16 protein-coding genes and 1 tRNA gene are annotated in these 19,128 nt (G+C 57.0%); 12 read left to right on the forward strand and 5 right to left on the reverse strand.

Annotated features, from left to right (window positions below; genetic code table 11):
* Positions 1–572: 572 nt before the first annotated feature.
* The 5 genes from ABLO27_RS12705 (at position 573) to gyrB (ending at position 7,811) form a co-directional block, all read left to right on the forward strand.
* On the forward strand, positions 573–1,007 hold the full coding sequence (locus ABLO27_RS12705; RefSeq protein WP_353033515.1) for a rhodanese-like domain-containing protein: 435 nt from the start codon (positions 573–575) through the stop codon (positions 1,005–1,007).
* Positions 1,008–1,163: 156 nt separating this feature from the next.
* Positions 1,164–2,639 (forward strand): chromosomal replication initiator protein DnaA, encoded by a 1,476-nt coding sequence (gene dnaA / locus ABLO27_RS12710; RefSeq protein ID WP_353033283.1) that lies wholly within the window; start codon positions 1,164–1,166, stop codon positions 2,637–2,639.
* A gap of 282 nt (positions 2,640–2,921) precedes the next feature.
* Positions 2,922–4,040, forward strand: coding sequence for a DNA polymerase III subunit beta (dnaN, locus tag ABLO27_RS12715; protein ID WP_353033284.1), 1,119 nt, complete (start codon positions 2,922–2,924; stop codon positions 4,038–4,040).
* A gap of 36 nt (positions 4,041–4,076) precedes the next feature.
* The gene (gene recF, locus ABLO27_RS12720) at positions 4,077–5,225 is read left to right on the forward strand and encodes a DNA replication/repair protein RecF (protein ID WP_353033285.1); all 1,149 of its coding nucleotides are present in this window, start codon (positions 4,077–4,079) and stop codon (positions 5,223–5,225) included.
* Between the two features lie 132 nt (positions 5,226–5,357).
* A complete protein-coding gene (gene gyrB, locus ABLO27_RS12725) occupies positions 5,358–7,811 on the forward strand; it encodes a DNA topoisomerase (ATP-hydrolyzing) subunit B (RefSeq protein ID WP_353033286.1) in 2,454 nt (817 codons plus the stop codon).
* Between the two features lie 84 nt (positions 7,812–7,895).
* On the opposite strand, the gene ABLO27_RS12730 is transcribed toward gyrB, so the two are convergent.
* Positions 7,896–9,887, reverse strand: a complete 1,992-nt coding sequence (locus ABLO27_RS12730) for a GGDEF and EAL domain-containing protein (RefSeq protein WP_353033516.1) — start codon at positions 9,885–9,887, stop codon at positions 7,896–7,898.
* A 434-nt stretch (positions 9,888–10,321) separates the two neighbouring features.
* Here ABLO27_RS12730 and ABLO27_RS12735 point away from each other — a divergent pair, with 434 nt between their 5' ends.
* A complete protein-coding gene (locus ABLO27_RS12735) occupies positions 10,322–10,738 on the forward strand; it encodes a septal ring lytic transglycosylase RlpA family protein (RefSeq protein ID WP_353033287.1) in 417 nt (138 codons plus the stop codon).
* A gap of 496 nt (positions 10,739–11,234) precedes the next feature.
* On the opposite strand, the gene ABLO27_RS12740 is transcribed toward ABLO27_RS12735, so the two are convergent.
* Positions 11,235–12,113: a LysR family transcriptional regulator gene (locus ABLO27_RS12740; protein ID WP_353033288.1), complete on the reverse strand. Its 879-nt coding sequence runs from the start codon at positions 12,111–12,113 to the stop codon at positions 11,235–11,237.
* Positions 12,114–12,223: 110 nt separating this feature from the next.
* Here ABLO27_RS12740 and ABLO27_RS12745 point away from each other — a divergent pair, with 110 nt between their 5' ends.
* The 3 genes from ABLO27_RS12745 to ABLO27_RS12755 all read left to right on the forward strand — a co-directional run bounded on the left by ABLO27_RS12745 (position 12,224) and on the right by ABLO27_RS12755 (position 14,057).
* Positions 12,224–12,649 (forward strand): PACE efflux transporter, encoded by a 426-nt coding sequence (locus ABLO27_RS12745; RefSeq protein ID WP_353033289.1) that lies wholly within the window; start codon positions 12,224–12,226, stop codon positions 12,647–12,649.
* Positions 12,650–12,798: 149 nt separating this feature from the next.
* Positions 12,799–12,875, forward strand: a tRNA-Arg gene (locus ABLO27_RS12750).
* A 102-nt stretch (positions 12,876–12,977) separates the two neighbouring features.
* Positions 12,978–14,057 carry a tyrosine-type recombinase/integrase gene (locus tag ABLO27_RS12755; protein WP_353033290.1) on the forward strand — a complete coding sequence of 360 codons (1,080 nt, stop codon included), beginning with the start codon at positions 12,978–12,980 and terminating at the stop codon, positions 14,055–14,057.
* A 25-nt stretch (positions 14,058–14,082) separates the two neighbouring features.
* Here ABLO27_RS12755 and ABLO27_RS12760 read toward each other — a convergent pair whose 3' ends face one another.
* The 3 genes from ABLO27_RS12760 to ABLO27_RS12770 are packed head-to-tail and all read right to left on the reverse strand — an operon-like array spanning position 14,083 to position 15,928.
* Complete coding sequence (locus ABLO27_RS12760; protein WP_353033291.1) at positions 14,083–14,475, reverse strand: helix-turn-helix transcriptional regulator; 393 nt, start codon at positions 14,473–14,475, stop codon at positions 14,083–14,085.
* Positions 14,472–15,440, reverse strand: coding sequence for a DNA-primase RepB domain-containing protein (locus ABLO27_RS12765; RefSeq protein ID WP_353033292.1), 969 nt, complete (start codon positions 15,438–15,440; stop codon positions 14,472–14,474). The genes ABLO27_RS12760 and ABLO27_RS12765 overlap by 4 nt, the downstream gene beginning before the upstream one ends.
* Positions 15,441–15,448: 8 nt before the next feature.
* Complete coding sequence (locus tag ABLO27_RS12770; RefSeq protein WP_353033293.1) at positions 15,449–15,928, reverse strand: hypothetical protein; 480 nt, start codon at positions 15,926–15,928, stop codon at positions 15,449–15,451.
* Positions 15,929–16,171: 243 nt separating this feature from the next.
* On the opposite strand from ABLO27_RS12770, the gene ABLO27_RS12775 reads away from it, so the two are divergent.
* The 3 genes from ABLO27_RS12775 (at position 16,172) to ABLO27_RS12785 (ending at position 19,015) form a co-directional block, all read left to right on the forward strand.
* Positions 16,172–16,558 (forward strand): hypothetical protein, encoded by a 387-nt coding sequence (locus ABLO27_RS12775; RefSeq protein WP_353033294.1) that lies wholly within the window; start codon positions 16,172–16,174, stop codon positions 16,556–16,558.
* Between the two features lie 8 nt (positions 16,559–16,566).
* Positions 16,567–18,396, forward strand: coding sequence for an LPD7 domain-containing protein (locus ABLO27_RS12780; protein ID WP_353033295.1), 1,830 nt, complete (start codon positions 16,567–16,569; stop codon positions 18,394–18,396).
* Between the two features lie 283 nt (positions 18,397–18,679).
* A complete protein-coding gene (locus ABLO27_RS12785) occupies positions 18,680–19,015 on the forward strand; it encodes a hypothetical protein (RefSeq protein ID WP_353033296.1) in 336 nt (111 codons plus the stop codon).
* Positions 19,016–19,128 lie beyond the last annotated feature (113 nt).

Below are 19,128 nucleotides of genomic sequence, written 5' to 3' on the forward strand. Positions count from 1 at the left end.
ACTCAACAACCAGTGCGCGCAACATTGTCAATTTTACCAGCTACAATACTGACAGTAAATTTCGTTTGTTTTCAATAACTTATGTACATGTAGGGGTTGAGTAACCTAATCAAACCGGATTCGATACGAGTCAAGTCGCCCATCGTGAATTTTTTTTTAAAATTGTTGTTTTTGGATTGTGACAGCGCCCCGCAAAGCAAAAAGTCATTGCTGTGAAAAGCGTTTGGTGAATCGGCAACAGCATGCAAATAATCGATGACGCTGGGGCAGAAACGCATTTGACCGGCCTTACGGTAAACCCCGCTGTTGCCCCGCTCCGCTCGGTCTGTATATTAACAATTGGCTGGCAGGGAAAAGATCAGCGAACAACCTAAAAAACAGTGCTTGGACCAAAAATGAACAAGTCAACTTTATATATATCTGAGCACGGGGCATTAAGAGCACGGTACGAATACAGCAATGTATTCACCATACTGCGCGCTTAGCGACATTTAGGCTTAGTTCTCTTTCCCAAATTCTTGTTATTACTTTTAATCAATAGCCCTTGGCTATTGAAGGGGGCTGTTGTGCAAATTGAGGGTAGCTACGCTGGAAATGTGAACTCCCAGGAGGCATTCGATGCGCTTTCCGACACACAGGACGCGGTCCTTGTCGATGTTAGAACGCAGGCTGAATGGGCGTTTGTCGGTGTGCCGGATCTGCGCGCTATCGGCAAGGAAACCTTGCTGATCGAATGGCAGAGCTTTCCCTCCTCCGGCCCCAACCCGGAATTTGCCGCAACAGTTTCAGACCACCTGGTCAAAAAAGGACTTGACCTTAGCGCTCCAATCTATTTTCTGTGCCGCTCCGGCGCACGGAGCCAGGCAGCAGCGATAGCCCTGACGCAGGCCGGTTACACACAATGCTTCAACGTTTCCGACGGTTTTGAAGGCCCGCTTGATGCGGAGAGCCACCGCGGAACTCAGTCCGGCTGGAAGGCCGCCGGACTGCCTTGGACACAAAGTTAGACACCCTTTCCTCGCGAAGGGGACAGGCGGCCGGATAATTTCGGGCGTCAACAACCATAACCGTCCCAAAAAGGGACAAAATAATGCTGCAAAAGCAGCAAGGCGCCGAAGAACGGCTGTGGCGGACCGTTCTTCATTGTACAGGAGGCAGATGACATGCAGGTTCAGGAGGCAGGCGGCTCCGAACATTGGAAGCGGGTAAAAAAGCAGCTTCGCGCAGAATTGGGCGATGATGTATTTACCAGCTGGTTTGCACGTGTAGACCTCGAGGAACATCAGGATGGCACTGTGCGCCTATCCGTTCCGACCCGTTTCCTAAAACAGTGGATCCAGAACAACTACAATGACCAGCTGATGGGTCTGTGGCAGCGTGAATGCGACAATGTGCACCGCATTGAACTGACTGTCCGCGGAGCTATCCGGCCGCGTCAGACCCCAGTTGCCAAGCCGAGCCTCACAGCTCCGTCTGGCGCAAAGCCTGTTTCGGCGGATTCCCGCGGCGATGCCCTGGTCGATGCGACACAGGTAACCCGTGCTCAGGCGGCAACCGCAGCTCTCGGCCGCGGTGAAACGGCAGCAGACAGCGCACGTGACGTTCTGCAAGGTGCCGCTCTCGATCCCAAGTATACGTTCGAGACTTTTGTCGAGGGCGAATCCAACAATCTGGCCCTCGCCGCAGCCCGACAGGTCGCTGCTGGTGGTGCCGTTACCTTCAATCCGCTTTACCTCCATGCCTCGGTCGGTCTGGGCAAGACCCACCTGATGCAGGCGGTTGCCGCGAAGGCGCGGGCAAGCGGACGCAAAGTGCTTTACCTCACGGCCGAGCACTTCATGTACAAATTCGTCGCAGCCCTGAAGTCCCAGTCGGCACTGGCATTCAAGGAAACGCTGCGCACCATCGATCTTCTTCTGATCGACGACATGCAATTCCTGCACGGCAAACAGGTGCAGCAGGAATTCTGCCATACCCTGAATGCGCTGATCGACGGTGCGCGTCAGGTCATCGTTGCGGCCGACCGGGCTCCGTCGGAGCTCGACACGCTGGACGACCGTGTACGCTCTCGCCTTTCTGGCGGTCTGGTTGTCGGCATTCAGGAGCCAGATTTCGTTTTGCGGCGGAACATTCTGGTTTCCCGGGTCGACATGGCGCAGAAAAACTACCCGCAGTTCGACGTGCCGGACAGTGTTCTGGACTACGTCGCCCGGCATGTGGCCTCTTCCGGCCGCGACCTTGAAGGCGCACTCAATCGACTAGTCGCTCACAACCAGCTGACCAATCAGCCGATCACGCAAGAAATGGCTGAATTGACCTTACGTGATCTGGTTCGCTCCAGCGAACCGCGCCGGGTCAAGATCGAAGACATTCAGCGTGTTGTTTCAAAGCACTACAACGTGACCAAGGCAGACCTGCTGTCGGCTCGCCGGACCCGGACGATTGTCCGTCCGCGCCAGATCGCAATGTATCTTGCCAAGGTGATGACTCCCCGGTCGCTTCCGGAAATCGGTCGCCGGTTCGGCAATCGCGACCATACAACGGTGCTGCACGCTGTGCGGAAGATCGAAGAAATGGCTCGTGGCGACTACGCCCTTGCGCAGGAACTCGAACTGCTCAAGCGCATGCTGGACGCCTGATCCCGGCACTTGTCACGCAGGTCCTTAGGTCCTGCGTGATGTCGCGTATGGCCGGTGAGTATTTCCTTCTTTTTCGTGAAAATTCACGTGGGAAGAAAAATTGAGTGCTCTTAGGGTTAAAATACACGATATTCTACCATTTTCGGGGGCGTTCCAGGGGGACGCCCCCTTGCTTTTGGCCGCAGTTGAGGGCAGTGTCTTCCCCCCGCTCCTTACAGGAGCCCCTAAGTCCAGTTTTGCCAGACGGTTCCGTCTGGCTTTTCATGAGTACGGAATGAGCGTATGAAAGCGACCCTCGAGCGGACCGACCTCCTCAAGTCCTTGACCCATGTTCACCGGGTGGTCGAACGCCGGAATACCATTCCCATCCTGTCGAACGTCTTGCTCCGCGCCGATGGCGGCGCGTTGAACCTCAAGGCCACCGACCTCGATCTCGAGATCGTTGAAGCCGTTCCGGCGATGGTCGAAATGCCTGGCGCCACCACCGTACCGGCACACATGTTCTATGACATCGTGCGCAAGCTCCCGGAAGGTTCCCAGGTTGTTCTGGAAACCACGAGTGACAATGCCACTTTGGAAATTCGGGCCGGCCGCTCGAAGTTCACACTGCAGATGTTGCCGGAGACCGACTTCCCGGATCTCACTGCAGGCGAATTCACGCACGGTTTTGCGCTGACGGCGGCTGATATCCGCAAGCTGATCGACACAACGCAGTTTGCGATTTCAACGGAAGAAACCCGCTATTACCTGAACGGTATCTACCTGCACACGGTTGATGCCGGCAACGGCCAGCAGTTCCGTGCCGTGGCAACCGACGGACACCGCCTGGCTCAGGCTGAAGTACCAGCACCTTCAGGTGCCTCCGGCATGCCGGGCATCATTGTTCCGCGCAAGACGGTCGGCGAGATGCAAAAGCTTCTGGAAGACCCGGAAGCTGACGTGCAGATCGAGCTGTCCGACACCAAGATCCGGATCACCACCGGCTCCATCGTTCTGACCAGCAAACTGATCGACGGAACCTTCCCGGATTATGGCCGCGTTATTCCGCAAGGCAATGACAAGGAAATGCGGGTTGACCGGGATGAGTTCAAGGAAGCTGTCGATCGCGTTTCTACCATATCCTCCGAGCGCGGCCGTGCAGTGAAACTCTCCCTTGATGAGGGCCGCATGGTGTTGACGGTCAACAATCCGGACTCTGGCAGCGCGACGGAAGAACTTGCCGTCGAATATGATGCTGAGCCTCTCGAGATCGGCTTCAACTCGCGCTATCTGCTCGATATCGCCAACCAGCTGAACAGCGATACAGCCTTGTTCCGGCTGGCAGATTCCGGTTCACCCACTCTCATTCAGGACAATACGGTCGACGATTGCCTGTTCGTCCTGATGCCGATGCGGGTCTGAGGACTGGCAACGGCGTAGGCACACGGAAGCGGTTTGATGACTGAATTCAGGACAGCGCAGCTGACCCGCCTGTCCCTGACCAACTTCCGGAATTATGAAAGCCTGTCGCTGAACCTTTCGGCGAAACTGGCAGCTTTTGTCGGCGCGAACGGCGCCGGCAAGACCAACATCCTCGAAGCCATATCTTTCCTCACCGCCGGCCGCGGCATCAGAAGAGCGAGCCTGGCCGACGTTTCCCGAAAGGACGGAGACGGCAGCTGGAGCGTTGCCGCCACGGTACTGCTCGACGGCTTCGAGACGAAGATCGGCACCGGCCTGATGGCAGGCACCAGTGGCCGGAAGGTGCGGATCGACGGAGAAGAGGTTCGTGGATCGGAAACGCTCTTGGACTATGTTCGAGTCCTGTGGCTGGTTCCTGCGATGGACGGACTTTTCACCGGCTCGGGCTCCGACAGGCGAAGGTTCCTCGATCGATTGACACTTGCCATCGACCCGGCTCACGGGCGACGTGTCAGCGATTTCGAAAATGCCCTGCGTCAGCGTAACCGTCTTCTGGATCAGGGTGGATCCGATACCTTCCTGAATGCTCTGGAAATCCAGGTGGCCGAACTGGGGACAGCCGTTTCCATCGCCAGAAACGAAACTGTAGGTCTGCTCAGCCAGATGATTGCAGACCAGGCCAAACAGGACCTTCCATTCCCGCATGCCGCGGTGACGCTGGAGGGAGCCTTCGAGGCTGAAACGATCGGTCTCAGCGCCTCGGATCGGGAAGATCATTACCGGCGAATGTTGCGTGACGGACGTCCGCGCGACCGTGCCGCCGGCAGAACGCTCACCGGCCCGCATCTGAGCGATTTGAAGGTCCGACACGCTGCGAAGGACATGCCGGCAGCCCAATCCTCAACCGGCGAGCAAAAGGCTCTCCTGATCGGACTCATTCTGGCCCATGCGGAACTGACTGCCAAAGTCTCAGGAATGACCCCCGTCCTCCTCCTGGACGAGGTCGCAGCTCATCTGGATCCGAACCGCCGGGAAGCCCTGTTCACCAAGCTGAATGGCCTGGGAGGACAGGTGTTCATGACCGGAACCGACGAAGCGCTTTTCGAAGCCTTGCCGCCCGGGGCCGAGGTGTTTGAGATCAAGGATCACGGTGGCCGTCTCCTCACTGGCGGGCAAACCTCATAAAACCGCCTGAATCTTATGGTTTTCCACCAGAATCCCTTTGCTGGCTTGCTTACAGCCCCCACGTGGTTGAACGCCCCAAGGAACCCCGTATAACGGGGGTAGAAAAGATAAACCGATTGGTGATTGATTCGCATGAGCGACACATCCACGTCAGAGCCTGTTCCAACTCCTGAAACCGAGAACGGTGCCGAATATGGCGCAGAGTCCATCAAGGTCCTGAAAGGCCTTGATGCCGTGCGCAAACGGCCCGGCATGTATATCGGCGACACTGATGACGGCTCCGGCCTTCACCACATGGTGTACGAGGTGGTGGACAACGCCATCGACGAGGCCCTGGCCGGACATGCTGACCATGTAACCGTCACGCTGAACCCGGACGGTTCGGTGACCGTTTCCGACAACGGCCGCGGCATCCCGACTGACATGCACCCGGAAGAAGGCGTTTCGGCGGCCGAGGTGATCATGACCCAGCTGCATGCAGGCGGGAAGTTCGACCAGAACTCCTACAAGGTCTCCGGCGGTCTGCACGGCGTTGGCGTTTCGGTGGTGAATGCACTTTCCACCCGGCTTGACCTGCGCATCTGGCGCAACGACCAGGAACACTTCATGACGTTTGCGCATGGTGAAGCGCAAGGCGCCCTTGAGGTTGTTGGACCGGCAAACGGCAAGAAGGGAACCGAAGTTACGTTCCTGCCCTCCCCGGAAACTTTCTCCAAAACGGAATTCGACCTGAGCACGCTTGAGCACCGCCTGCGTGAACTGGCGTTCCTCAATTCCGGTGTCCGGATTATCCTGACGGACAAGCGCGGCGTGGAAGATGTGGTCGAGGAGCTGTTCTACGAAGGCGGCCTGGAAGCCTTTGTCCGTTATCTGGACCGGGCAAAACATCCTTTGATCGAAGAACCGATCAGCATTCAGGCAGAACGTGACGGTATCACCGTCGAAGCCGCCATGTGGTGGAACGACAGTTATCACGAACAGGTTCTGTGCTTCACGAACAACATCCCGCAGCGCGATGGTGGTACGCACCTGGCCGGTTTCCGGGCCGCACTGACACGTCAGGTTACCGGTTATGCGGAAGCGGCCGGCCTGATGAAGAAGGAAAAGGTGTCTCTTTCCGGCGACGATTGCCGTGAAGGATTGACCTGCGTTCTATCGGTAAAGGTTCCGGACCCGAAATTCTCCTCGCAGACCAAGGACAAACTTGTGTCTTCCGAGGTTCGACCGGTCGTGGAAAACCTTATTTCACAAACGCTTAGCGAGTGGCTGGAAGAAAACCCAGCACCTGCGAAGTCGATCGTCTCCAAGGTTGTCGAAGCCGCGTCCGCCCGCGAAGCGGCCCGCAAGGCGCGTGAACTGACCCGGCGCAAAGGCGCTCTGGATATTGCCTCGCTTCCCGGCAAACTGGCGGATTGCCAGGAACGGGATGCTTCGAAAGCCGAATTGTTCCTGGTGGAGGGTGATTCCGCGGGTGGCTCGGCCAAACAGGGTCGTCACCGGGAAAATCAGGCCGTGTTGCCGCTGCGAGGCAAGATCCTCAACGTTGAACGTGCCCGTTTCGACAAAATGCTGTCTTCAAACGAAATCGGCACGCTGATCACCGCACTTGGCACTGGCATCGGCAAAGAGGAATTCAACGTCGAGAAGCTACGCTACCACAAGATCATCATCATGACCGATGCTGACGTGGATGGTGCTCACATTCGAACTCTTCTTTTGACCTTCTTTTTCCGGCAGATGCCAGACCTGATCGAAAACGGTTATGTCTATATTGCTCAGCCGCCGCTCTACAAGGTCAAGCGCGGTCAGTCGGAGCAGTATCTGAAGGATCAGGCGGCTCTGGAGGACTACCTTATCGCGCAAGGCCTCGATGACGCGTCCCTGACCCTTTCGGGCGGAGAAGTCAGAACGGGCCAGGATTTGCTTTCGGTTGTAGAAACTGCTCGCAAGATTGCCGATATATTCGACGGACTGCACTCGCGTTACAATCGCGATGTCGTCGAGCAGGCAGCCATCGCCGGCGCGCTCACTGCGGAAATCCTGGAAGATCATTCCAAAGCGGAAGAGGCAGCGGCCTATATCGCCCGGCGCATGGACATTCTGGCAGACGAATTTGAACGCGGCTGGACCGGTGAAGCACGCGACGACGGCAGCCTGGTCTTCAGGCGCACGGTGCGCGGTGTCGAAGAGGCGGCCACGATCGATGCCGCTCTGCTCGGCTCAGCCGATGCCCGGCGTCTTGCAGCCCACGCGGACCATCTGCACGAAGTTTACGGCAAGGCCGCACTCCTTCGCCGTAAGGATATCCCGACGGAAATCCGCGGGCCTCGAGCACTGCTTCAGCAGGTTTACGCGTATGGTCAGAAGGGTATCTCTCTGCAGCGCTATAAGGGTCTGGGGGAAATGAACCCCGAGCAGCTCTGGGAAACCACGCTCGATCCGAATGTCCGGTCCCTGCTGCAAGTCAAGGTGAAAGAGGCAGACGATGCCGACGACATCTTCACCAAGCTGATGGGTGACGAAGTTGACCCGCGCCGTGAGTTCATCCAGGACAACGCGCTCGCGGTGGCAAACCTCGACATTTGACGAAGACGCACGTCTGTCAACGATCAGGAGCGGCGATTTCGCCGCTCTTTTTTGTTGATCTCGCGCACTTCCGCAACTTCTTCGTCAGGACGTCCAGGGTTCCGGCTTGCCGAAGTAAAAGCCCTGTGCCGCTTCAATATTGAATTCCTGCAGCAACCGCGCTTCCTCGGCAGTCTCTACATGCTTGGCGATCACCTTAATGCCAAGCTCATGAGCAGCCCTGACGAGACCGTTCAGGATAGCTGCCTTTGCGGGCTCATCGACAACCTGCTGAGTCAGGCTCGATTCCAGTTTGAGCCACTCGACCCGCAGACCGGTCAGGCGTGAGAGAACGGGCCAGTGACCGGCAAAATCGTCAATCGCAGTCTGACAGCCGAATTCGCTGACAAAATTGAAGAACGATTCTACTGTTGCCGGTTCGCGCAGGAAGTCTCTTTCCGCAATTTCCAGGCAAAGCCGCGACGCCAGAAGCGGATTGACCGATAAACGGTGATAAAGGCCATCGCGAAAATTCGGATCACGCGCCGATTCCGCCGATACATTCATTGTCAGCAGAGAACGCACCGGATTGCGTTCAGCGGCGTCAAGAACCTTGTCCAGCGCCCAAGCGTCAACTTGCGCAATGAAGCCGGACCGCTCGGCCGCTGAGATCCAGGCGCGAGACGAGATTCCCTTTGCCCGGTCTCCCTGCAGCCGCAAAAGAACCTCCGAACCGCAAATCCTGTCATTCTTCAGGCACATGATTGGCATGGCGTAAAGCGCCAGTTCGCTTGCCCGGAAGCTGCTGGGCTCCGGCAACTCCGCCAATTCACTGCCTCTGGTCTGGCAGTCACTAGACTGGACGCTATGGATGTGAACCGATTGTCCGCCATATCTCTTGCCGCGCAGGCAGGCCCTGTCGGCCAGCCCGAGAATGCTGGCTGCATCACCATCCTTCAGCGAAACGTCACTGTCGACAAAGGCAACTCCGATCGATCCTCCGATGGTGAATACCCGTTCGCCGACTTCCAGGCGAATCCGGTCAAACCCGTCGAGGATCTTCTCGGCAATTTCCAACGCGGCCTCTTCGTTGGCCGCTGGCACCATGCCGGCAAACTCGTCTCCGCCGATACGGGCAACGGTGCCGAACTCACCGAGGGTCAGACGAAGACAGGCAGCGACCCGCAGAAGCATGTCGTCCCCCGCATCATGCCCTCCGAGGTCATTCACCTTCTTGAACTCATCGAGATCGATATAGAAAATCGCGAGACCGGTATCCGTGTCGGAGGAGAGACGTACGAGTTCACGGTTCAGGGCCTTTTTGAAGGCCCGGCGATTTTCCAGTCCCGTCAGCGGGTCCTGATAGGCCAACCGACGGTTTTCGGCAACTTCCCGCGGGCAATCGACATTCCGCCTGATGATTGCCATCGATACCGCCTGACCTTCCCTGCGGTTGCGGGTCTTTGGAAGCGGGAACATCCTGACTTCGCACATCTGACGATCTGCGGCGCCGGAAGGATCGGTCTCGCCATTTTGCGGTATGTAAAACGTATGCGGCAGGTCCTCACCGATCGACACCAGCATCTCGGTCAACTGATCCGCATCGAAATTGCAGGCTGTGACCTTCAAGAGCATCTCGGCCTTCTGCTGGTAAGTCTCTGTGCCGTCGAAAATCAGGACATCGTCAGGGAAATGTTCCAGCAATCCCTTTTCAAGACCGTCCGCTGTTTCCGCGTTTCGATGCTCAACGGGCTCTGCCTGTCCGTTTATTTCGTCCTGACCAACGTCTTCCATGTCAAACTGGACAAGCACGGCCTTGCGCTCTCCGGTCAGGGAAATGAACGACGTACAGATCATGTGATGGCAGAAGATGGTGCCCGACTGGAGGTAAATGGCGCCGCTTGCTTGCGCCGGAACACCGCTGAAGGCCGCCGACAGCACGACCTCGCATCGCTTCCAGCTGGCTTCGGACAGCAAGTCCTTCAGACCCGAGGGAACATCGGCAACAGCCTTCGCCGCGCATTCGGAAATCATATGGGTGTTGGAGACCAATATGCTGCCGTCCCGGGCAACGTAAGCGGCAGCGTGCGGCAGCACCTCCAGCAAGGACGTGTGAAAATCCGTGAGCGTTTTACTATCTGCACTCCCGGATTTCCCCCGCCGGTCATTTACTAACCGATGGCTGATTTGCACCAGATCGCCCTTTCAAAAAATCTTCGCAATTGGCGCTAACTCAAATACAACAACGCGCCGTCTTTATTCTGAAATCACTAACACAGTTTAACGTGTAAACTTGCGCGAGGAAAACTTCCCACAAGTCTTCAATTTCTTATGGTTAACGAAAAATTAATCCATAGTTATCTGATTTATTTAAAATTTTAACTTATTTTTCGATGAACTACATCTCATGTGCTTCGAGTTGCCACAATTTCATCATTATGCTGACGTAAGGGCCGCGGCGAATTGATGTTCATTCATTGACGTTTGTCCTTACCCGGGTCCCCGTGCCCTGCATGCCGATGGAAACACTCATGAATTTCTCGAATAAATCGAATTTCAATTGGCTGGCTCTTGCCTGCGCAACTGTATTTCTGTTCGTCAACGGTGGAGCTCTTGCAGCCGCTGACAGCTTTGAGCAATGCGGAAAGGCTTCCTGGTACAAGCTTGGCGGCAAGACGGCCAGCGGCGAAAGAGCCAATCCAAATGGCCTGACTGCCGCACACAGAACACTGCCCTTCGGAACCATGGTCGAGGTGACAAACCTGTCGAACGGCAAAACCGTTACTGTCCGCATCAACGACCGCGGGCCTTTTACCAAGGGGCGCGTCATCGATGTGACGTTGGCGGCGGCAAAAGAGCTTGGCTTCGTCGGTAAGGGGATCACACGGGTTCGGGTGACAGGCAAAGGCGAGCAAATTGACGCGCAGCATCGTCAAAAGTGCCAATAAATCATTCGCGATACTGCCGCAACAGTCGTTGACTGCATGACGCTAGGGAAAATCTGATTTATTTAACCTATTGAATCTTATTCGCAAATATAGACGAACTAAAGTTTCGTATTTGACTCAGTATGAATAACGATCAGTCGCATTACGGTGAATCAAAAAATAAAATATTTTACGGTAATGACATTCGCCGAAGATGCCGCTAGAGTTGCCGCCGTGGTCGATGGGGCCACGTGCACAGTAACTTTATTCGCGCAGTCTTCCCGGCTGCGCGTTTTTTTTTACGGGATGCGAAAAAATTCGGATCCCGGCTTGCAGGGACGAGCGATGGTCCGGCATGTCAACGCTCCAAAGCGACAAGGCCTCAATGCCTTACATGACTTCAGCTGCGTAACTTTCACTCCCTCGCCAGCGAGGCTGGCAACGTCCGCTGCGTCATGCCATCTCACTTGAGAAACTGACATGCTTTTGGCCGTCTCTGGCCTGGCCGGACGAGTGGTCAGACAATCAGCGACTTCAATTCATCAAACATCCAGCGGGTCGCCGGTCCCTGAAACGTTTCCTTTGCGATAAGGATTTCAATGGGCGGACTCCATGGCTTGTGGTCGAAGCGAATGTTCATGCGATGCATTCTGGACTGTGCGATCCATTCATCCGCCAGAAAGGCCGGCAGATAGGCCCAACCGAGACCGTCCATTACCATTGCGCAGATCGTACGATAATCGTTTGCAAACCAGGCAAGCGTCGACATTTTTGGAAAGGCATCCAGACCGGTTTTATCCACCCCTCTTAAAAGCAATTCCCTGTATGGGATCAGATCATTCATGGAGAGGTGCCGCCGGCTAGCCAGCGGGTGGTCAGGGGCGCAGACCGCATGAAACGGCAAATTGCCGATGAAGCAGTGTTCGACTTCATTGTCGATCTCGGCTTCGGAAATAATGAGACCAAGATCCACTTCGCCCGCTTTCACAAGGCCGCTGATATCAGGGCTGGCCACGGAAACGATTTCAAGGGCAGTTGTCGGAAACCGGTCACTGAAGCCGTGAAAGATCCGAGGCAGGCGCGGCAGCGCCAGGGCGCTGTCCATTGCCAGTCGAACTTCCGCCTCCTCGCCGCTCTGGATCGAGGCTGTTGCCGCATTGAGGTCATCCACCTGCCGAAGGATCGAACGGGCGAATTCCAGAATGCGGCTGCCCTGCGCCGTCAGCGTCGGCTTGCGCGTCGACCGGTCGAACAGTTCTACATCCAGATCCACTTCCAGAGAGGCAATCCCCTGACTGACCGCGGACTGCACCTTGCCCAGCTTGCGCGCACAGGCCGAGAAAGACCCTGTCTCCACGGTTTCGGCAAACATTCTGAGATGTTCCAGACTGTACATGGCCCCGCTCCCGCTATATCTGCTGCTATTATCATAATTTCTGATATTAATTGATTTTTTAATATCATCATAATTGATTAAAGGAGCTCCGGGATTTTGGAGTTTCATTGATGACGATTAAAGAACGGGTGCTGCATTCGGTCCTCTTTGAGGTGATTGCGCTGATCCTTTTCGTGCCTCTGGCGATGATGGTGACGGACAAGGGCGCGGGCACGATGACCGCCCTGAGTGTCAGCCTGTCGCTGATCGCCATGGTCTGGAACTTTGTCTACAATTGGGGATTTGATGGTGTGTTCGGCGCCGACCGGCTGTCGCGGCGCCTGCCCTTGCGCCTGTTTCACGGACTGTGCTTCGAGCTGGGCCTGATCTTCGTATCGCTGCCACTACTCATGTATGTCCTTCAGGAAAGTTTCCTGACGGTTCTGGCCATGGACCTTGGCGCCGTGGTCTTCTTTCTCGTTTATGCCGTTGTTTTCAACTGGGTCTACGACATCACCCGCGACCGCCTCTTTTCCTCGGCGCTCACAGGCAAATAGACCTCGCAGCCAAACGCTCCGGCCCGCCACAAGCACGGGGATCGTTGCCATGATATCTTGTCCATAAGCACAGAAAGCCATTGCCGAAGGCAACCGGATCTTGTAAGAGGACGCTCTATCCGCCGCATGGTTCACCAGCGGCCGACTAAGCACCCGTAGCTCAGCTGGATAGAGCGCTGCCCTCCGAAGGCAGAGGCCAGAGGTTCGAATCCTCTCGGGTGCGCCAATGTTTTCAATGGCTTAGCGAAATTTCTATTGTGAAAATTTGTTCCTTTCATAGGTTTGGGACAAATTTGGGACAAATCCGATTTCAAGGAACCGATGTCCCGTGCCAACCAAGCGCCTCAACAACCATCCTCACGTCTACGAACGCATCACTGCCGACGGGCGCCTGACAGGCTATCAGGTCAAGATCCGGAAAAAGGGCTTCCCCGACTTCACGAAAACCTTCGACCGATTGGCGGACGCCGATGCCGCCGTCGTCCAGGTCCTCAACGATCGCAACCACGGCAGCCGTCGCGATCACCGGGCTCCCGAGCGCATCACTCTCGGCGAAGTGCTGGAAAAGGCCATCCTGGAAATCCGGCGGGGCGAGCGGAAGGGCAAAGATGGCGATGCCGCGCGCTTGTCCGTTTTCATAAAGCGCCATCCGCCGTTCTGCCAGATGAGCATGGCACATATCACTCGCCATGACTGGGAGGACTGGAAGGCATTACGGCTGGAAGAGGTAAAATCCAGCACGGTGCGCCGGGAAATGAACTTGCTGATGCCGGTCATGAAACAGGCCGCCATAGATCTCGACATGCTCGGTTCCCCGCTGGATCAGGTCAGTCGCCCCAAGGTGCGAGATGAACGGATCATCCGGCTCGAACCCGATGAAGAGCTCAGACTTTTCCTGGAGTTCGGCCGTGCCAGGAACGAGCTTCTTCTTCCGGCCGCCCGGTTTGCTCTTGAGACCGGGTGCAGGCGCTCGGAACTGCTGCGTCTTGGCTGGGCCGACTACAGTCACAACGGTGGAACGATATATCTGCGTGATGCCAAGAATGGGCGCGGCAGGGATATTCTGCTTACCAGCGCAGCCCAGGCCGTCGTTGAAAGCCTGCCCGGCCGCCAGAAAATGAAAGGCCTCATCTTTCCCATTTCGGCCGAGGCACTGAAAAACGCCTTCGAGCGGGCGCGCCTACGCGCTGATGTCGAACATTGGCGCTGGCACGATTTCCGCCATGAGGCGATTTCGCGTTGTTTCGATCACGGCTGGACCGCGGAGCAGGTCATGGATTTTTCCGGCCACGTCGATATCAAATCGCTGTTGCGCTACCGACACCCACGAGTGGCCGATGCAGTGGCACGACTGCGCCGGATGGAAAGCGAGCGTCAAGCTGCTGGAGGTCTGCGGATAGCGGGGTGAACATCCTGGTTCCGGTGACAAACCGTCATTGAGGATCGGTGTTGTTCCGGAGCCAGGAATTGGCTGATGGCACCAGGCTCTTGCGCGGCCTTCCGAGCTTCTTGCCTTTTTTCGCCGCCATCTTTTTGGGCTCTTCCTTGGAGGGCTCCCGTCGAGCGGTTTCCGCTTTTGGCGCGGGAGCCTGCTGCGGCATGACAGGTTCCTGCCCCACCAGGGTGCGGGATTTCAACACCGGGCGCGACCGCGAAATCACCGCATGCGCCTCGATCCAATCCTCCACATCATCAGCGAGGTAAAGCGCGCGCTTTTGCGGCATGAAAAATCGCGGCCCCTCACCCTTCATCGCCAGTTGAGCGAGGGAACTTTCCGAGATTGGATAGTTTTCCGCGACCTCGCGCCGTGTCAGATATTTCTTCATGGGCGGCCCGGCGATTGCGGCGTGCTCGCGAGTGCCCGCACATGCCGGTCGGCATTTTGGATGGTAAGCGCCGCATATCCGGCGGCCTTTTCCGGCCGGCGGGCCGTGAGCCATGCCTCCAGCGTCGATCCCGACACGCCCTCCTCGAGAGCAACAACCACTGCGGCAAAGTCCAGCTCTGATGGAGAAGAGGCTTCCAGGGGGCGGGTCCCGCGTTGAACTTCGGCCCGAATGCGCGCCTCCTGCACATGGCGGATCCCGTCGAGCACATCGAAATCATCAGTCGTTGGAGGACAGCCGGATACCGCCGCGACCGGCGGCGTTTCACGGGCAAAGCCCGGGCCGCGCCCGCGCTGTGCCGCTAGGTGAGCCTTTACCTCGGTAAGCAGGTCTTCGCCCGCGGACGCAACACGGCCACTGGCATCTACCAGGCGCACGAATGGAAAACTTCCGTTTGCCTTCCGGTATTTCGGCTTGCGATTGGTGAAGCCCGGCAATCGGCCGGGTTGCATTGGACTGACGGCTCGCGGGTCACCGCCATAAAGTTCGGCCAAGCGTTTTACCGCGACACGAACAACGGGGTACGGCAGTTCACCAGCGGTGATGAGCTTGATCCAAACCTGGAAGTTTCCCGGTGACGTCTCCACGGTCAATGCCGGCTGCAAGCCATCTGACGCAACACGCGCCACTGCTTCAGCATTCAGATCGTCAAGCATAACGATGCCAGGATGTCCGTCCCGGGCCGATGGCCCGAGACGTATGAATATGGCCGCACCTCTTGCATTGGCTGCTGCGGCTCTAGAGAGGAGTTTCGCGACATCTGCCGGCCCCAGATTGCGGCCAGTCCAGATGCCACGGCCCCGAACTTCGGTTTCCCGAGGAGGAAAGATGAAGCCGATGTCGAGCAATGTATCAAGAGCTGTTCGAGTTTGCAGGACAGCCCGCCTTGTTGCTGGGTGGACCATAACCCCTCCTATCGAAGAAGCGTCGGGCCGATGACGGCGAGACAGTGGTCCGAAATGGCCCTTGCCATGGCCGGGGCGGAAAGGTTGGACCATCCGGCCGGCAGCGGCCTTGTGAGGTGGTCCAACACTTCCAGTCCCCGCAACCCCTTCTCCATCAGGCGTACAACGGAGCCGACCTCATCAACAGCATCATCCAGGTAGCCCGTAAGCTGCCCCCTCTCCGCCATCTCAATGGCGCGGGAAAAGAGGTCTCTGTCAGGATCCTGGACCGGGTATCGCTCACCGAGCGCCACACCGGCGATAGCCGCGTAGGCCGAACTTCCTGCTGGCAGAGATGAGCCATTCTTGAGAGCAGCCAGATCGTTGTGTGTGCTCTTCGCAGCTGCGTGACACTCCCTCAGGGTTCGCCTAAGCGCAAGCACAGACACAGAAGAGAAGTCCGGAGTATGCGGTTCGGTCGGCGTGATGTCGGGGTCGTGTTCATTCATGAGTTAGCCTCGCTGATTAATGTAGAGGCCCTCAATTATTCACACGGCGATGCAAGGAACAAAAACTTTTTTTCCGAGGCGACCGGCTTGTTTCTTTCATGGGCATTCATACGATTTCAGGAGGTCCAGAGAGGCAGCAGCCAGCCGTGCCTTGTTAACCGCGCAAGCGGTTTCCAAGGCAGCTGGCCAGGGGCTACGCGCCCCGTGGACCCCCGATGTTTGGCCGACCAGGAGTGGATGAGGATGAGCAGTGGCAGCGAAAAGCGGCAGAAAAATCAGGTGGTCGGCGTGCGTATGGAAGACGACCTTTACGGCATTCTGACCGATCGGGCCGCTCGGGCCGGTTTGCGGCCCGGCACCTACGCCCACCAGGTGCTCGCAGAGCATCTCGTCGGGGCAGAACCCGTCGCTCGGATTGCCCGCAACCGGATCATCGTGTCCGAAGAAGACCGTCAGGTTGTCGCAGAGTTCTCCCGGCATGCAGGGCGACTTTCCGGTGCGCTCATACAGGCTGCGCGTATTGCCAGGCTTGGTCGGATGACGGCCTACCACGAGCTTATCGAGCGACTAATCGCCGACCTTCAGACCGTACGCCAGGCGGTCTATGCCATCCAACGAGCGATCAAATGATCGGAGGAATGACGGAACACACGGGAGATGAGGCACTCGCGTATCATTGGTTGAAAGCCGACGGTCATGAGCGCGTCGAGATCCGGACCCATGGCCTTCTCGGTCGAGGAGCCGTCGATGGGCTCCAAGAGCTTTGTCTCCTTGCCTCAGGCTGCCGCTCTCGCAAACCTATTTTGCATACCTGGGCGAGCCCATCCATTGAGTACGACGCCCACCAATGGGAAGATTATTGGTGTCGGTTCGAGGACGAGATGGACCTTGTTGGACAGCCCTACGTTGAGGCCGAGCACCAAAAATTTGGTCGTGGCGGTCGGCATGCCACCCATGTTCATAGGGCCTATCTGCGTGTCTCTCCCGAGGGCAAGGCCATTCGCATGAGCCACCTCGCCCCCCGACAGGAGAAGCTGTCGCGTATCAGCGAGTTCATGACGGGCGAGCCCTTTACCAGCGGCATCTATAACCGGTCCGTCATTACGACCTTGCGAGAGACTGAGTTTGCCGCTGTTGCCAACGCCATGGTTGAAGCTGGATTGGACCAGCACCGAGCAACCCGGGCGACATCCGCGCAAGAACGCGCCGCTTCTGAGCGCCTTGAGGATATGGCCATCGACGAAGTGGAAATCCGGGTTTGGCGCGCCTGGAATGCGAGTGACGACGGCAAATCGTTTCGTGCACTACTCGATGCTGCGGGCTTAAGGCTGGCCACCGGCGAGAAAGTTGCTGTCGTCGTCACGCCAAGATGTAACCGGGTGCCGCTCCGGCGGGCCTTAAGCCGGGTGGCTAAGCGGCATGGGCAAGCATCAATTCGCAAGGCGGATGTCGACAGTCGGCTTGCCGGCCTGGAGCTCATTCACTGCGAAAGCCTTGAGCCGTTGAATGACTTTGCGGTGGAGCGCCTCGGTGTGACCGGGCGCGCGACTCGAGAAAATCGCAAGGCTGCAAAAGAAGAACTCGAACCGAGCTATCAGCCAACTGAAATATTTTCCAATGCTTCGGCCGAAAGCCCAAGGCATCTTGGGGAGCACAAAGGCACACCGGAATATTCTGAACCGGCAACGCCTCGGCCGCTCGATCCTGCGCAATTAACGCCCGAAGTTCTCGCCGCGATCGACCGTTTCAAGGCGGCGTTCTTTGCTTCGCCGTCTCCGGCGGAAGGGTCTGAACAGAGTGACATCAGGGATTTGGAAGTGGAGCAAAAAGCAAAATTGCGTTGTGCTAAAGCCTTAGAAAGTGAACTCTACCAGCAGCCAAGCCTGCAGGAGGTTACCTGGCGCGATAGCTACAAGGCTCAACTCGCTAACCTTCCACGAGAACTGGGCCCGCGACTTGCCTGGGTAGAACAGCAGGCGGCCGCTCGAGCGCGCATCCGCCTGAAGACCGGTGTTGTCGTCACCACAGAGCCTCTACGAGCAACGGTGTCCAAGCCAACCACCGATACTGTCGACGTTGTTGTCGCTCATGCCAAACGCCAAGGATGGAGGCAAGTCGTCATCACCGGCGGCACGGATGAATGGCGCGAGCGCCTCACCCGAGCTGTGACACGGGCAGGCATGGAAATTACGAACCCGGAGCTAAAGGAGTTTGCAGCCAACGAGACAGACCGCGAACTGACACGGTCCCTTGTCCGAACTTGGCTCACGACCAGAAAACAAGCCCAAGACACACGCAACCGAAAAGACATCGAATTGTTCTACCTGGCCATCGATGAACTGAAGGGCGCTACAGACCTGGACTTCGTCCTCGGACCAGATCTCGCCCGACGGTACAAATCTGATCGCGAACGGCTCCGCATCATTCGCGAAGAGGCGGCAAACAATTATCAACCGGTCGGACCGTAACAGGAATGCCCTGCGGCACAGGGGCGGCGGCGCGCGGCGCGCCAGGAAACGCCGCCTTTGGCGGCGGCTCTTGTAAGTCCAGTGAATAGCCTCAAGATTTCTGGACGCCTCAAGAAGCCCGCCCTGTTGGGGAGCCCTATTCTACATTTTCGCTGTGAAAACTCTGTGCCTAGAGTTCGAACGACGGTTTGTAAATTCCAAGCCCGAGAAGGGTCAGCTTGTCCGAGCGCTACAGACAAGCCGTGGATGATGTCGCAGAAGCTCTATCGGAAGGCGTCAGCAAATGATCAGCCGAATCCTGAAAGCCCTGGTGTGCGCCCTGCCGCTTATATCGGCACCTTCGGCGGCCTTTGCAGACTACCTGGTCGGAAGTCCGATCCAGGCGATTATCTGCCACGGGTTCATTTCCCAGACATGCGAAAGCAAAAGAGTTGACGCCACTTTCGAAGATGGAAAACCGCAGGATTTGCCAGCGATCTACGAAACAGCAGACCGACATGCCGGTGGAATTTGCTGGATCGAGATAGACAGCAACATTTTCAAAAACCTACTCGGATGCGGGTGCAACTTTGCAGGCAAGGGCAATCGACCAAAACTCATCATAATGGGCAGCAACTGACACATGCAGGAACCCGATTCCGCTTCGCGCCCACGATTCGGTCGGTTTCGCTCTTTGGAACGATGCCCGGAAGCCGTCGTTCGTTTCGGCTAACAGCTGCAACGGCCAATACG

This window comes from Roseibium sp. SCP15, from assembly GCF_040329435.1.
Lineage (GTDB): Bacteria > Pseudomonadota > Alphaproteobacteria > Rhizobiales > Stappiaceae > Roseibium.

Coding starts and splice junctions, on each gene's coding strand:
- dnaA (WP_353033283.1), top strand. CDS start 1,164: ATGCAGGTTCAGGAGGCAGGCGGCTCCGAACATTGGAAGCGGGTAAAA.
- dnaN (WP_353033284.1), top strand. CDS start 2,922: ATGAAAGCGACCCTCGAGCGGACCGACCTCCTCAAGTCCTTGACCCAT.
- recF (WP_353033285.1), top strand. CDS start 4,077: ATGACTGAATTCAGGACAGCGCAGCTGACCCGCCTGTCCCTGACCAAC.
- gyrB (WP_353033286.1), top strand. CDS start 5,358: ATGAGCGACACATCCACGTCAGAGCCTGTTCCAACTCCTGAAACCGAG.
- ABLO27_RS12735 (WP_353033287.1), top strand. CDS start 10,322: ATGAATTTCTCGAATAAATCGAATTTCAATTGGCTGGCTCTTGCCTGC.
- ABLO27_RS12740 (WP_353033288.1), bottom strand. CDS start 12,113: ATGTACAGTCTGGAACATCTCAGAATGTTTGCCGAAACCGTGGAGACA.
- ABLO27_RS12745 (WP_353033289.1), top strand. CDS start 12,224: ATGACGATTAAAGAACGGGTGCTGCATTCGGTCCTCTTTGAGGTGATT.
- ABLO27_RS12760 (WP_353033291.1), bottom strand. CDS start 14,475: ATGAAGAAATATCTGACACGGCGCGAGGTCGCGGAAAACTATCCAATC.
- ABLO27_RS12765 (WP_353033292.1), bottom strand. CDS start 15,440: ATGGTCCACCCAGCAACAAGGCGGGCTGTCCTGCAAACTCGAACAGCT.
- ABLO27_RS12770 (WP_353033293.1), bottom strand. CDS start 15,928: ATGAATGAACACGACCCCGACATCACGCCGACCGAACCGCATACTCCG.
- ABLO27_RS12775 (WP_353033294.1), top strand. CDS start 16,172: ATGAGCAGTGGCAGCGAAAAGCGGCAGAAAAATCAGGTGGTCGGCGTG.
- ABLO27_RS12780 (WP_353033295.1), top strand. CDS start 16,567: ATGACGGAACACACGGGAGATGAGGCACTCGCGTATCATTGGTTGAAA.
- ABLO27_RS12785 (WP_353033296.1), top strand. CDS start 18,680: ATGATCAGCCGAATCCTGAAAGCCCTGGTGTGCGCCCTGCCGCTTATA.